Source organism: Methyloceanibacter sp. (genome assembly GCF_050728395.1).
GTDB lineage: Bacteria > Pseudomonadota > Alphaproteobacteria > Rhizobiales > Methyloligellaceae > Methyloceanibacter.
On record NZ_JBOHJB010000041.1, the window covers coordinates 1 to 13538 of the forward strand.

The 13538-nt window shown below is 64.4% G+C and carries 16 protein-coding genes; 11 read left to right on the forward strand and 5 right to left on the reverse strand.

Annotation, left to right across the window (positions count from 1 at the left end; genetic code table 11):
• Positions 1-2166: ligase-associated DNA damage response DEXH box helicase (locus ACREC7_RS09085; RefSeq protein WP_431555395.1), on the reverse strand; the 2166-nt coding region annotated here is incomplete at its 3' end.
• Positions 2167-2271: 105 nt separating this feature from the next.
• On the opposite strand from ACREC7_RS09085, the gene ACREC7_RS09090 reads away from it, so the two are divergent.
• Positions 2272-2574 carry a DUF6460 domain-containing protein gene (locus ACREC7_RS09090; protein WP_431555362.1) on the forward strand — a complete coding sequence of 101 codons (303 nt, stop codon included), beginning with the start codon at positions 2272-2274 and terminating at the stop codon, positions 2572-2574.
• Between the two features lie 218 nt (positions 2575-2792).
• Here ACREC7_RS09090 and ACREC7_RS09095 read toward each other — a convergent pair whose 3' ends face one another.
• Complete coding sequence (locus ACREC7_RS09095; protein WP_431555363.1) at positions 2793-3863, reverse strand: quinone-dependent dihydroorotate dehydrogenase; 1071 nt, start codon at positions 3861-3863, stop codon at positions 2793-2795.
• A 153-nt stretch (positions 3864-4016) separates the two neighbouring features.
• Positions 4017-4403: a DUF952 domain-containing protein gene (locus ACREC7_RS09100; RefSeq protein WP_431555364.1), complete on the reverse strand. Its 387-nt coding sequence runs from the start codon at positions 4401-4403 to the stop codon at positions 4017-4019.
• A gap of 464 nt (positions 4404-4867) precedes the next feature.
• Here ACREC7_RS09100 and ACREC7_RS09105 point away from each other — a divergent pair, with 464 nt between their 5' ends.
• The 4 genes from ACREC7_RS09105 (at position 4868) to ACREC7_RS09120 (ending at position 7185) form a co-directional block, all read left to right on the forward strand.
• Positions 4868-5287 (forward strand): hypothetical protein, encoded by a 420-nt coding sequence (locus tag ACREC7_RS09105; protein WP_431555365.1) that lies wholly within the window; start codon positions 4868-4870, stop codon positions 5285-5287.
• Positions 5288-5411: 124 nt separating this feature from the next.
• Positions 5412-6047, forward strand: a complete 636-nt coding sequence (locus ACREC7_RS09110) for a S24 family peptidase (RefSeq protein WP_431555396.1) — start codon at positions 5412-5414, stop codon at positions 6045-6047.
• A gap of 14 nt (positions 6048-6061) precedes the next feature.
• Positions 6062-6796 carry a thermonuclease family protein gene (locus tag ACREC7_RS09115; RefSeq protein WP_431555366.1) on the forward strand — a complete coding sequence of 245 codons (735 nt, stop codon included), beginning with the start codon at positions 6062-6064 and terminating at the stop codon, positions 6794-6796.
• Between the two features lie 179 nt (positions 6797-6975).
• Positions 6976-7185 (forward strand): hypothetical protein, encoded by a 210-nt coding sequence (locus ACREC7_RS09120; protein ID WP_431555367.1) that lies wholly within the window; start codon positions 6976-6978, stop codon positions 7183-7185.
• Here ACREC7_RS09120 and ACREC7_RS09125 read toward each other — a convergent pair.
• Entirely contained in the window at positions 7178-7759 is a 582-nt protein-coding gene (locus tag ACREC7_RS09125) for a pentapeptide repeat-containing protein (RefSeq protein WP_431555368.1), read from the reverse strand. The genes ACREC7_RS09120 and ACREC7_RS09125 overlap by 8 nt on opposite strands.
• 171 nt (positions 7760-7930) lie before the next feature.
• Between ACREC7_RS09125 and ACREC7_RS09130 the strand changes: the two genes are divergently transcribed.
• Both ACREC7_RS09130 and ACREC7_RS09135 read left to right on the forward strand, forming a co-directional pair.
• A complete protein-coding gene (locus ACREC7_RS09130; protein WP_431555369.1) occupies positions 7931-8155 on the forward strand; it encodes a hypothetical protein in 225 nt (74 codons plus the stop codon).
• Between the two features lie 556 nt (positions 8156-8711).
• Positions 8712-9011 carry a hypothetical protein gene (locus tag ACREC7_RS09135; protein ID WP_431555370.1) on the forward strand — a complete coding sequence of 100 codons (300 nt, stop codon included), beginning with the start codon at positions 8712-8714 and terminating at the stop codon, positions 9009-9011.
• A 229-nt stretch (positions 9012-9240) separates the two neighbouring features.
• Here the strand turns inward: ACREC7_RS09135 and ACREC7_RS09140 are convergent, their stop codons facing one another.
• On the reverse strand, positions 9241-11022 hold the full coding sequence (locus ACREC7_RS09140; protein WP_431555371.1) for a lysine--tRNA ligase: 1782 nt from the start codon (positions 11020-11022) through the stop codon (positions 9241-9243).
• Between the two features lie 184 nt (positions 11023-11206).
• Here ACREC7_RS09140 and ACREC7_RS09145 point away from each other — a divergent pair, with 184 nt between their 5' ends.
• The 4 genes from ACREC7_RS09145 (at position 11207) to ACREC7_RS09160 (ending at position 13517) form a co-directional block, all read left to right on the forward strand.
• Complete coding sequence (locus ACREC7_RS09145) at positions 11207-11620, forward strand: tellurite resistance TerB family protein (protein ID WP_431555372.1); 414 nt, start codon at positions 11207-11209, stop codon at positions 11618-11620.
• Between the two features lie 154 nt (positions 11621-11774).
• Positions 11775-11987, forward strand: a complete 213-nt coding sequence (locus ACREC7_RS09150; protein WP_431555373.1) for a hypothetical protein — start codon at positions 11775-11777, stop codon at positions 11985-11987.
• A gap of 147 nt (positions 11988-12134) precedes the next feature.
• Positions 12135-12425, forward strand: coding sequence for a hypothetical protein (locus ACREC7_RS09155; RefSeq protein WP_431555374.1), 291 nt, complete (start codon positions 12135-12137; stop codon positions 12423-12425).
• A gap of 36 nt (positions 12426-12461) precedes the next feature.
• Positions 12462-13517 carry an ATP-dependent DNA ligase gene (locus ACREC7_RS09160; protein WP_431555375.1) on the forward strand — a complete coding sequence of 352 codons (1056 nt, stop codon included), beginning with the start codon at positions 12462-12464 and terminating at the stop codon, positions 13515-13517.
• The last annotated feature ends 21 nt before the right edge of the window (positions 13518-13538 follow it).

Below are 13538 nucleotides of genomic sequence, written 5' to 3' on the forward strand. Positions count from 1 at the left end.
GAAGGAGCGCTTCATCAGGCTCGACTCGGCAAGCCAGGCGTCGAGATCGTCGCCGAGCATGTCCTCGTCGAACAGTCTCGCGAGGTCGAGCCGTCCGGTCCGCACCATCTCGCCCATATCGGCGAGGCCCCAGATGCACAGCGCGTATTCATTGGCGACAAAGCCGAGCGGCTTGGCATGGGCACGCTCGAGCCGCCGGGTGAGCAGCATGCCGAGACTTTGGTGCGCGAGCCGCCCCTCGAAGGGATAGCAGACGAGGTAATGCCGTTGCCCGCGCGGAAAGGTCTCGACCAGGATCTCGTCGGGCCCAGGCACGATCGACACCTTGCTCTGAATGCGCAGCCAGTCGGAGACCTGATCGGGCAGCCGCGCCCAATGGCGGCGATCGGCGAGCAGCCGCCGCACGCGATCGGCAAGATAGGTCGAGAGCGGGAACTTGCCGCCGTCATAGGAGGGCACCTTGGGCTCGGGCGCGTGGCTGCGGGTGACGATGGCGTCGGTCTCGCGCAAGCCTTCGAAGCGCAGCACTTCGCCGGCGAACACGAAACTGTCGCCGGGCACGAGCTGCTCGATGAAGTATTCCTCGACTTCGCCGAGCACGCGGCCGGCGGCGAGAACCGCCGACGGCTTGAGCGCGCCGCCCTGACGGCGCGCGAGCCGCACCCGCACCATCGGCGCCTCGACGATGGTGCCGACATTCAGGCGATATTGCTGGGCAAGCCGCGGATGGGCGAGGCGATAACGCCCGTCAGGCATCTGCTTCAGTTTGGCGTAGCGCTCGTAGTTGGCGAGCGCGTAGCCGCCGGTGGAGACGAAACGCACGATCTTGTCGAAGCCTTCCCGCGTCAGCCCTTGATAGGGAGAGGCGCCGGTCACTTCGCGGTAGAGCCGATCGGGATCGAACGGCCCCGAGCAGGCCATGCCGAGAACGTGCTGGGCGAGAACATCGAGCGCGCCAGGCCGCGACGGCGGGGTGTCCTGCGCGCCCTCCTCTGCCGCCTCGAGGGCAGCCTGGCACTCGACCACCTCGAAGCGGTTGGCCGGCACGAGCAGGGCCTTGCTCGGCTCGTCGAGACGGTGATTGGCGCGGCCGATGCGCTGGGCAAGCCTGCTTGCCCCCTTCGGCGCGCCGACATTGATCACGAGGTCGACGTCGCCCCAGTCGATACCGAGATCGAGCGTCGAAGTGCACACCACGGCGCGGAGCTTGCCCGCCACCATCGCCGCCTCGACCTTCCGCCGCTGCCCGACATCGAGTGAGCCGTGATGCAGCGCGATCGGCAAATTGTCGTCGTTGTAGCGCCACAGCGCATGGAACAGCATCTCGGCCTGCGAGCGCGTATTGACGAAGATGAGCGACATGCGGTGGGCCTTGATCGCCTGGTAGATCTCGGGCAGCGCGTAGCGCGCCGAGTGCCCGGCCCAGGGCAGCTCCGCGTCGGAGTCGAGAATGGCGATGTCGGCCTTGGGTCCCGCCCCTGCCTCGACGATCTCGGCGAGCTGCGTGCGCAGCTGGCCTTCATGGCCGACGAGGAAGGCGGCAAGCTCCGACGGCCGCGCCACCGTTGCCGACAGGCCGATGGAGGTGAGTTCGGGAGCCAGCGTGCGCAGGCGCGCAAGGTCGAGAGCGAGAAGATCGCCGCGCTTGGTCGAGGCGAGCGCATGCAGCTCATCGATGATCACCATGCGCAAGCCGCCGAACAGGCTCGCAGCATCGCGATGGGACAGCATCAGCGCGATCTGCTCAGGCGTGGTGAGCAGGATGTTTGGCGGGGAGAGGCGCTGGCGCTGGCGGCGGGAGGGCGGGGTGTCGCCGGTGCGCGTCTCGAGTGTGACGGGCAGCCCCATCTCCGCCACGGGCTCGGTCAGGTTGCGGGCGATATCGACGGCAAGCGCCTTCAAGGGCGAGACATAGAGGGTGTGAATACCGGTTCGCGGCTTGACGCCGGCGCGAGCGAGATCGACCAGGCTCGGCAGGAAGCCGGCGAGCGTCTTGCCTCCGCCGGTCGGGGCGATGAGCAGCGTGTCGCGGCGCTGCCGCGCCAGGTCGAGGAGCTGAAGCTGGTGGGGGTGCGGGCGCCAGCCGCGCGAGGCGAACCAGCCGGCAAACGGCTGAGGCAGCCCGGCCTCCGACCCCGCCTCACTCCTTTTTTTCAGCGCCCGCATGGGAACGACCTGCTTGACCTTGCCTTTTTCCTTCACCAATTCTCGGCATAGAGTAACCCGCATCGCGATTCTCCGATGCGTATAGCGGGCAAGCGGAGCGAAAACATGGAGCGGTTCTTTGGCGGCAATCCGGGCCTGGTGCTGGTCAGGCTGGCGATTCTGTCCCTCGTCGTCGGGGTGCTGCTTGCCGCGCTCGGCTTCAGCCCGTTCGACATTCTGAGGAGCCTCCAGCAGCTCATTCAGCGCATCTACGACCTCGGCTGGACCGCGATCGAAAAGGCCGGCCGCTATTTCCTGCTCGGCGCCGTCATCGTCTTCCCAGTGTGGTTCATCGCCCGCCTGCTCAAGATGCTGGGGCGCGGCGCCCGCGGCGACCTGATCGACGTCAATCCCAAGCGCGAAGCCTGATTGGCGCTATTTGAGTGCGACTTTCACCTCTCCCCTTTGGGGAGAGGTCGCGAGCGAAGCCGCCAAGGCTTCGGTCGCGGGTGAGGGGGATCCGACGCTGCAGATTGCAGCTCTTCACCCCTCACCCTTGCCGCCATGCGACTTGCGCATGCGCGCTACGCGTCGCGCGCAAGATCGCGGCGGAAAGCCCTCTCCCCGCAGGGGAGAGGGGCTGCCGCTCATAGTTTTCGCTCGGCCCACTGATCGGCGTCGCGGCCGACAAGGGTGCTGAGACTCTCGGCCTTGGCGTCGGTCATCGCCACGACCAGGGCCCGCTTGATCTCGCCGATCAGCTTCGGGCCTTCGAACACGAGCCCGGTATAGAGCTGCAAGAGCGAAGCGCCGGCCTCGATCTTGGCGACAGCCGCGGCACCTCCATCGATGCCGCCGACGCCGATCAGCGGCAGTCGTCCCTCCGTCAACTGGTGGACGCGGGCGAGCATGCGGGTGGCGCGGACAAAAAGCGGCCTCCCCGATAATCCTCCGGACTCTGCGGCGAAGCGTGCGTCTTTCACGCCCGCGCGGGAGAGCGTGGTGTTCGACACCACGATGCCGTCGACGGCGTGGGCCTCGATCACCCGCACAATCTCAGGAAGATCGGCGTCGGCGATATCGGGGGCGAGCTTGACGAGAAGCGGCGGTCGCTTCGCCGCCGATGCCCTCGCCTGCCGCACCCTGGCAAGCAGAGTATCGAGTACCTCCGGCGCTTGCAGGTCGCGCAAGCCCGGCGTGTTGGGCGATGAGATGTTGATGGTGAGGTAGTCAGCCACCGCGCTCATGGTGGCGATGCCTGACACGTAATCGCCGATGCGATCCTCGCTGTCGCGGCCGGCGCCGATATTCACTCCCACCACGCCGCTTCGCCGTGCCGCGAGCCTGGAAAGCGCCGCCGCCTGCCCCTCATTGTTGAAGCCGAGCCGGTTGATGATGGCTGCGTCTCGCGCGGAGCGGAAAATGCGCGGGCTCGGATTGCCCTTCTGTGGCTTGGGCGTCAGCGTTCCCACCTCGACGAAGCCGAAACCCGTGGCGAGAAGCGGTGCCCAGACTCGCGCGTCCTTGTCGAAGCCAGCGGCCATGCCGAGCGGATTGCGGAACTTGAGCCCCCACAGTCCTTGCGCAAGCCGCGGATCGTCCGGCGCATCCTGGCGGGGATAAAGTCCAAGCTCCAGGCTCTTGACCGCAAGATCATGCGCCCGCTCAGGGTCTAGCGCGTGCAGAAGTGCCTGGCCGAGGCCGTACAGCGCATTCATGGAGCAACACTTACAAAGGTCGAAGAAAGCGCGCTTTCACTCCTCTCCCCTCTGGGGAGAGGGCTTTCCGCCGCGATCGTGCGCGAGCGTAGCTCTGCGCAAGTCGCATGGCGGGAAGGGTAAGGGGGAACGGCGATCGCCACTCTCATCCCCTCACCCACGCCTTCGGCGTGACCTCTCCCCAGAGGGGAGAGGTGAAAGCGTTGCGGGCAGCCGATGGCTGCCGTCCTCTTGCAGCACGAGCGGCTGCACCGAGATCACGTGCTCAAGCTCTAGAGGCCCGTAGAGATGGGGGAACAGCTCGCCGCCGCGCGAGAGCTCCCAGCGCAAGCGTTCTCCCAGCCGCTCCGGGTCGACGGCGAGAAGCACGAGGTCGCGCTGCCCTGCGAAATATTTTGCCAAGGTCCCGGCGACCTGGCTCGCGGCCGACAGGTGAATAAAGCCGTCGCGGGCGTCGTCGGCAGAGCCGTCGAAGCGCCCAAGCCTCTTCGCCTCCTGCAGGGCAGAATCGGGGCAGATCTTGTAGACCGGTTCACCCATTGGATTTCGGGAGAGTAGCCTCGTGTCCCAGATGCAACAAGCGAGCGAGTTTAGAGAGGAGTTGAGAGACATTGAGATAGACAAAATGTACAAAACGTCGCAGCCTGAAACTCGGAGGTCGCGCTGATCGCTTAGGGTTGTGCTGATTACTTGCCGCCGGTTCGTATTGTTGAGTAACGGGGGCGTCTGTGTTTTGGTGGGTTGTCAAGCGTTGGCTGCCGAATGCTAAGTTCGCCCTGTGGTCACTGAGGCATCCGGGCTGCCCCTTCAAGCAATTCTATGCCGAATGCACGGCGAACTCCCTTGCCGCAAACAAGAATCGTTCTTCACTTGGGCCGAGCCTCAAGCCAGGGCGCGCCACGAGTGCGCAGCACACCTTCGATAAATTCCTCGCCCATGGTCTCCGGCCAAATGATGTCGTCGTCGATTATGGATGCGGGACACTACGCCTGGGCGTCCTGTTCATGACGTTCCTTGAAGCCGAGCACTATATTGGTCTCGATATCGATGACCGCATTCTTGCGGTCGGTCGCGAGCAGCTCGCGGACGACATCGTTGCGACCAAACGTCCGACGCTCGAGGTCATCAGCGAGCAAAGCTTGAAGCGCGTGGCGGCCAGGCAGCCGCGATGGGTTTGCTCGAAGGGCGTCCTACAGCACGTCCCGCCCGAAGAACTCGATGACTATTTCGGTAGCCTCGCCCATCTCATCCATGCCGGCGCTACCGGCTTGCTGTTTTCAAAGGCCGGCCGCGAATGCGAGAGAACATCACCCAAGACTTGGGTGCATAGCTTCGATCGGTTGCATGCGGCGGCGGGGGGACACGGCATGCGACTCGGCCGCTTGAAGAAGCGCGGAACCTTCATGGAGCTGCGCGCGGCGTAAGGCTGTTGGGCCGGAGGGTGGGAGACTCCCAGGGCTGTTAGGGGTAGACAAAGCGCGCAAATAAGCCATAATTCCTATCATGGGTATAAATTCCGACCCTCGCTTCGGCGCGTCGGGGGCCGTCATGCTCACCCACGGGAAGATCTGGACCGCGATCGACGCGCTGGCGCGCCGCTATGGCCTGTCGCCTTCGGGCCTTGCCAAGCGCGCTGGCCTCGACGCCACCGCCTTCAATCCCTCCAAGCGCGTCACCACCGAAGGGCGCCCCCGCTGGCCGACCACTGAGAGCGTCGCCAAGGTGCTCTCCGCCACCGGGGCCACGCTCGATGAGTTCGTGGACCTGCTCGACAAGGGCCCATCTTTGCGCAAAGTCCCGCAGCCCATCCCGCTCATCGGCCTCACCCAGGCCGGAGCCGGCGGCTTCTTCGACGACGGCGGCTTTCCCGTTGGCGGCGGCTGGGATCAAATCCGCTTCCCCCGCGTTGACGACGAGAACGCCTACGCTCTCGAAGTGACCGGCGACAGTATGCAGCCGCTCTATCGCGACGGGGATATCTTGATTGTCTCTCCCAACTCCGCCGCGCGAAAGGGAGACCGCGTGGTGCTGCGCACGACCGACGGGGAGGTCATGGCCAAGATCCTAGTGCGGCGCACAGCCAAGACCGTGGAGCTTGCCTCCTTCAACCCCGACCATCCCAATCTCGTCTTTCCGGTCGAGCGGATCGATTGGATGGCACGCATCGTGTGGGCGAGCCAATAGCAACGGGGATCGGGATGAAGGCCCTCTCTCTGCTCTTCTCGCTCCTGCTCGGCGCCGCCGTCCTCCTCATCTTCGTTCAGCCGTGGGACGCGCTCGAAAGGATGTTGGACGCCGCTGCCACGCGCGAGGCAGCTCCAGCCAAGCCTCCAACCCCGCCGGAATCGACCGCCACGGTCGAGACCACGCCTCCGAAACCTCCCGAAACCGCTGCGCCGCAAGGAGCAGCCTCGCCGCCCGAAGCGCCAAAGGCCGCCGAACCCGCCGATCCCAAGACCCACATGCTGGCAGCCGAAAAGGCTGAAGCCGAGCGGGACGCCGCCCTGCTACAGAAGGCTGCCCCACCGCCTCCACGCGAGACCAAGCGCTATTTCAAGGTCAGGGTGCGCGACGCCGGCACGCTGGAAGCCGGACTCCTTCCCACCGACACGGTGCTGATCAGGCTCGAGGGCATCGAGGCGCGCGAGGCTGACGAGAGCTGCAAGACGGAGAGCGGCAAGTCTTGGCCCTGCGGCGCCAAGGCCCGCGCGGCGCTCACCCTCTTCATCCGCTACCGCGCCGTGACCTGCACCGTGCCGCAAGGCGGCGAAACCAAGGATTTTGCCGCGCGCTGCAGCGTCAGGGGACAGGACCTGTCCACCTGGCTGGTGCGCCAGGGCTGGGCGACGCCGCAAGGAGGTGCTGAGCCTGAGCTCGCCAAGGCGCTCGACGCCGCCAAGACCGAGCGCCTCGGCCTTTGGCAGTCCGACTAAGGTACATCCAGGCTTTGTGATGCCTCTGTCACAAACTGAGGCTAGCCTTGCCGTCTCCTAAATAGCTTCCCAGCCCCGGTGCGCCCCAAACGGCCGGGGCTTTTTCTTAAGGCGAACCGGCACCGCTTTCAGTTGACGGGCCAGATCACGCCGAGCCGGAGCTCAATCGAGGCTGCCGCATGGCCTTCAAACTCACCCATGCCAAATACGACCGGAAGACCGAGCGCGCTTATGTCGAGCTCAGAGACGAGGATGATGACGGAGGCGAGATATTGGCGGTCACCATCTTCTCGTTTCGCACCACGGCAAGGCTGTCGAAGAAACAGATCGAGCAGGACATCGTGCGCAAGGCGCGCCACATTCTGAAGCGCGCCGGCGGTTCTATTTGATTTTCGACGCTTCGGGTGCCATGGGGCCGCCCCCGACCAGCCAGGACATCGTGCCGCCCCGGCCTCGGGCCGTGACGTTCGGCACATGAGCCGGATGGCCATCGTCCGGTTGCGGTTCGGCGTTGCTCGCCTCCGTCCAACACAACGGGGGCTCGAGATGGTGGGGAAGCAGGGTGAAGGCGTCGCCCAGGCTTTCCATGATCTGATCCTGAGTGAGGTTGCGGGCGAGAGCGAGGTTGGTACCCTCAAGTCTCGCGCCAACGAGCTTGGCGCCGGCGAAATCCGTGCGGTTGAGCAAAGCGTGGCTCAAATCGGCGTTGGTGAGATTGGCGCCGTCAAGCCTGGCATCGGTCAAATCGGCGCCGGAAAGGTCGGCGCCCGCGAGGTTTGCGCCGGACAGCGTGGCGAAGCGCAACGATGCGCCGCGCAGCCGTGCCGAGGCGAGGTTGACCGGGCCGCCATTCATGGCGCCCATCTGCCGCTCGGCGGCGCTCAAGGAGAGCCTGATGAGGTTGGGCACCGTGGTGGGGTTTTGCCGTCGCCAGTCGTTCCACGAACGTGGCCCGCGGCGCAAGACTTCCACATGTTCGGAGTCGGCTAACACAGTTTGCGAGGAAGGAAGCGGAAGGAACGTGCCCCAATTAGCGGAAAGGAGGCTACTTGGACTGTGTGACACCCCCGTGAAGCAGGAAGTTATGCATAGGTGCTTGGCCCATGCTATTATGCGTTTGTTGGAAGTCCATGCATGAGCGACACAGCTGATCTCACAGTTCGCGTGCTCGATGATCGCGACATCGTCGTGGCCGGCGCAGAGTTCGAGGTGACCTATCGAAGAGAGGGTCATCTCGGGATGCTCGTTGCCACCGACGCGCTGCGCGAGCGACTGACAGCCTCAAAGGCGCGCTTCCTGGCAGAGGCCTGGAAGGCGGCGTACAAGAAGGCGAGGACGCTCGGCTGGCTCTCGTCCTAACCCGCGCTCAAGACTAGTCCCGGTTATTGTTTGCCGTCGTCGGCATCGCCGCAGGTCGCACGAGGCCGTACCGCGACTGTGGATAAATGGCGACAGAAGTACCGTCCACCTTCCTGCCTTGATTGTGAGGAAGAGTGACCTTAGCGGGCAGGTCAGTGACCTCGTATTGCGTATGACCGGTCCCGCTGGCGGCTCCGGGTCCCTCCGCACCCCCCTCCGCGCCTCGCCGGGGCCGCTCCATGCAGATCCTGCCAAATCCTCGCAGATCCGCTGCCGTTCGGCGCATATCCGCGCCAATAACCCGTCCCAAATGCTAAGAGAGCCCGGCTTGGGGCCAAGCCGGGCTTCTCATCAGTCGACGACAAGTTGGCGTGGCCGGCGCGGGGGGCGCGTGGCAGCGGGGCTGCTGCCGTTCCAGCCACGGCATGCCTAGAAACCCGCGGATGCCTTTCTCGGTTCCCGCGGCCTTGAAAAAATATTCTCCATGCTGCGCTGAGCCTTAGCGCCTGACCCTCATTCCGCTATGGTCATGGCCTGTCATCAAGGGAGTCGACGCATGCGGAATGTGACGAGACAGGTTTTGACCGGGCTTGCGCTCGCGGTGAGTCTTGGCGCTGCTCCCCTCGCGGGCGCTCTCGCGGCAAGCGAAGGCGACCCGGCCTCAACCGCCGCTCCAACCTGTCGCAAAGCCGAGGTGAACCCGGTCACCGGCCACGTGCTCTGCGTCGAACCGCTCGGCGCGCCGGTCGAGCCCCCTCCGTCAGCATCCGACGTTCCTTGCAAGCCTGACGCGCGCGCCGACCAGACCTGGACCTGGGGGCCGAAGTGCAAGTCCGAGAAGCCCGGCGAAGGATGACCAGCCCAGGAGCTGACCAAGTCGGCACCTAACCCGTTCGCAGAGTCTGTTTGGCGCTACCGTGCTGCGCGCACCTTGAGCGGGATGTTCGATGCGCTGTCGCGCTTCGCGCCTCGAGCGGGATGTTCGATGCGCTATCGCGCTTCGCGCACCTCGAGCGGGATGTTCGATGCGCTACCGCGCTTCGCGCACCTTGAGCGCATTCTCTTATGCGCTACCGCGCTTCGCGCTACTTGAGCGCATTCTGAATCAGCGCGCGGGTTTCGGGGATGCCGTAAAGCTCGACGAAGGAGCCGAAGCGCGGGCCTTGCGTCTGGCCGAGCAGCACCTCGTAGAGCGCCGAGAACCAGGCGCGCAACGGCTCGAAGCCGTGCTCCTTGCCGACGCCATAGACCACGGCCTGAATTTCCTCGGCGAGCACGCCGGACGGCAGTTGACCAAGCCGCGCGTCGAGATCTGCAAGCGCCGCCCGCTCGCGTTTGTCGGGCGCGCGGTAGCTCTTCGCCGGCTTCACGAAATCATGGAAGTAGCGGATGGCGTAGCCGACGAGCTGGTCGAGCAGCGGATGCTGTTCCGGCGTGGCCTCCGGCGCGTAGCGGCGGATGAAGCCCCACAGAACCTCCTTGTCCTCCGAGTTCGAGGCGGAAGCGAGGTTGAGCAGCAGCGCAAAGCTGATGGGAAGCTCGGCCTTTGGCGGCTCACCCGAATGGATGTGCCACACCGGGTTCATCAGCTTTGCGTCCTGCTCCTCCTTGGGGTAGGCCGCGAGGTGCCCGACATATTCATCGACGGCGCGGGGGATCACGTCGAAATAGAGCCGCTTCGCCTTGCGCGGGCTCTGATACATGTAAAGGCTGAGGCTCTCAGGCGCCGCATATCTGAGCCACTCGTCGATGGTGAGGCCGTTGCCGCGGGACTTGGAAATCTTCTCGCCCTTCTCGTCGAGAAAGAGCTCGTAGTTGAAGCCTTCAGGCTGCTGCGCCCCGAGGATTCGGCAGATGTGACCGGAGAGCCGCACCGAGTCGATCAGGTCCTTGCCCGCCATCTCGTAGTCGACGCCGAGCGCCGCCCAGCGCATGGCCCAGTCGGCCTTCCATTGCAGCTTGCAATGACCGCTCGTCACCGGAACCTGGGTGAGCCTTCCGGTCGTCGGCTCCTTGTAGAAGATGGTGCCCGAGGCCGTGTCGCGATCGATGATCGGAACCTGCAATACCTGCCCGGTGACCGATGAGATCGGCAGGAACGGACTGTAGGTGGCGCGGCGCTCGGGGCCGAGCGTCGGCAGGATCACGTCGCGGATCGCGTCGTAATGCTGAAGCACCCTGAGCAGGGTCTTGTCGAAGCGCCCCGTCGTGTAGCACTCGGTGGCCGACAGGAACTCGTAGTCGAAGCCGAAGGCATCGAGGAAGGACCTGAGCCGCGCATTGTTGTGGTGGCCGAAACTCTGATGATCGCCGAAGGGATCGGGGATCTGGGTGAGCGGCTTACCGAGATGCTCGGCCACAATCTCCTTGTTGGGGATGTTGTCCGGCACCTTGCGCAGGCCGTCCATGTCGTCGGAGAAGCAGATCAGCCGCGTTGGGATCTTGTCCTCGGTGAGCACGCGGAAGGCATGGCGCACCATGGCGGTGCGAGCCACCTCGCCAAACGTGCCGATATGCGGCAGGCCCGATGGGCCGTAGCCCGTCTCGAAGATGATGGCGCCGGTCGGCTTCGGAATCCGCTTCAGGCGGCTCAAGACTTTGCGCGCCTCCTCGAAGGGCCAAGCCTTGCTCACATGGGCATGGGCCAACAGCTCCGAGTTGATCTCGATCTTGGGGAGGCGCGCCTTCTTCGTGCCCGAGCTTAAGTCGGCAAGTGGGATGCTCGCCTCCGCCTGGGGCTCCGACTTGCGGCGCTTGAGGCCCGCAGTTTTGCCGCGAGACTTGGCGCTCGCCGGCTTGGCGCTACGCACCTTGAGGCGAGAGGGCTTGGTCGGGGTTGGCATGGCAGGCGGGCGCTCGGTACTCATGACGAATTATGTTCCGACAAATTTCACAGATTTGTAAACGACGCCAGCCTTTCCGGCGCTTTCCGGAGCGGCGGTCATCAGTCTGTCACTCGGCGCTTGCTCGAAAAATCGCAATTCTCTACGGTCCGGCGCGGACTTGGCTAAGTGCGCTGTTGGGCGAAGTCGAGTAACGGGAGCCTGAACCATGATCGAGCCGTTGGACCACCATGCGGCGCTTGTCTATGTGATGGTTACCATTTCGGCCGTCGACCGCACCATGACCGACGACGAGCTCGCCCGCATCGGCGAGATCGTCACAAATCTGCCGGTCTTCGCCGATTACGACGAGAACACGCTGGTCAAGACCGCCGAGAATTGCGGCGAAATCCTCAGCGCCGATGGTGGACTGCGACAGGTGCTCAGGCTCGTGCATGAGGGGCTGCCGGCAAAGCTGCGGGAAACCGCCTACGCCGTGGCGCTCGAGGTTGCTGCAGCAGACGGCCAGATCAAGCCTGAGGAAATCCGCTTTCTCGAGATGCTCGGCGACACGCTGGAGCTCGACAAAATGACGACCGCGGCGATCGAGCGTGGAATCCGCGCCAGAAACATGACGCTATAGGAAGTTTTGACTCTGAATTCGGCTTCCGCCCCTGGGGGGTAACCAGATTTTTCACCATTTGGGGGAATTTTTTTCCGAAATCCGCCGAGATTAGCCGATAGAATTCGGGGATCGTGGCCAATCAAGGCCCGACCAGCCCTCTAGGGAGGACTTAATGCGTAAATACCTCCTCGCATCTGCCTTTCTTGTCGCCTTCAGCGCTCCGGCTTTCGCCGAGCAGTTCTATGTGGCCTTCGACCCGGCCAGTCATAAGTGCACGATGATGCATGACATTCCCGGCGACAAGATGAAGAACATGGGTGGCCCATACAACTCGAAGGAAGAAGCCGAAAAGGCGATGGGCGGCATGGAAGCCTGCGCAAAGTAGCAGCGCTCCTGAGCTGATTTGCTGAGCGTCCGCCCTCAAGGGGCGGACGCTCCTGCATTATTCCCGGAACTTGCGCCCCTCTTCGCTGTTCTGTCGTATGATTTTGCGACACGAATGGCCGCCGATCCCGGCCGCGCTTAGGAGGACATGCCGATGATGAGTTGGGGTAGAGCCGAGGACAAGGCCGGCAGGTTTTTGAAGGAGCTCGACGCGCAAGAGTTGAACGACCAGCTCGGCGCCGTGCGGGACTATCTGCGCGACCTCACCGGCTCTTTCAGCAAGATCGCCAACCGCCGCTTGGGCTACGCGCGGGGACACGCGACCGATACGGTGCACGAGGCCGAGGAGCTGATGAAGGGCAATCTCGCTGCGTCCTTGGTCGTGGCGCTGGGCGTCGGCGTGCTGGTCGGATATTTGATCCGCCGCGGCACTGAATAACCGCGTGGGGCGCGCGTCCCCCGCTTTATCGCCGCGATGAAGCCGCCCAAGACGCTGTCGGCCTTGGCCGTGCCGCTCGATATCGAGCCGATGGAAGCCAAGCTCGTCGAAGAGCTGCCTGAGGGCGGCTGGCAATATGAGCCGAAATGGGATGGCTTCCGCTGCCTCGCCTTCCGCGCCGGAGGCGACGTGGATCTCAAGGCCAAGTCCGGCAAGCCTCTCGCACGCTATTTCCCGGAGATGGTCGCGACCCTCGCGCGTCTTCCGCAGACCTGCTTCGTGCTCGATGGCGAGCTCGCCATTGTGACGGACGGGGAGTTCTCCTTCGACGCCCTGCTTCAGCGCATTCATCCGGCGGAAAGCCGCATCAAGCTGCTCGCCACCGAGACGCCGGCCATCTTCATCCTATTCGATATGCTGCTCGATGCGTCGGGCAAGAGCCTGATCGAGGCGCCGTTGACCGAGCGGCGCGCGGCGCTGGAGACATTCTTCGCTTCTGCCAAACAGCAGCACGCGCTCAAGCTCTCGCCCTACACGTTGAGCCTCGCCGAGGCTGGACGCTGGCTCAAGCAAGGCGGCACGGCGCTCGACGGTGTCGTCGCCAAAGAGCGCGACGGACCCTACGTCCCCGGCGAACGGGCGATGATGAAGGTCAAGCAACGCCGCACCGCCGACTGCGTGGTTGGCGGCTTCCGCTATCGTACGGCGAGCCAAGAGGTCGGCTCTCTGCTGCTCGGGCTGTACGATGCCGACGGGAAGCTCGACCATGTCGGCTTCACTGCGACCATCGCCAACAAGGACCGCGCGGCGCTGACCGCGAAGCTCGAAGCCCTGGTCTCGCCTCCTGGCTTCACCGGCAAAGCGCCGGGAGGACCAAGCCGGTGGAGCACCGAGCGCTCAGAGCAATGGCAGCCGCTGAAGCCGAAGCTCGTGGTCGAGGTTGCTTTCGACCACGTGACCGGCAACCGCTTCCGCCACGGCACCAAGCTGGTGCGCTTCCGTCCCGACAAGCGCCCCAGCCAATGCAGCTTCGAGCAGATCGCGCTACCGGCGAAACCCTCCAAGCTCGTCTCCGCAATGCTGAAATCCTAGAGCACGCTCCCGCTTGACAGC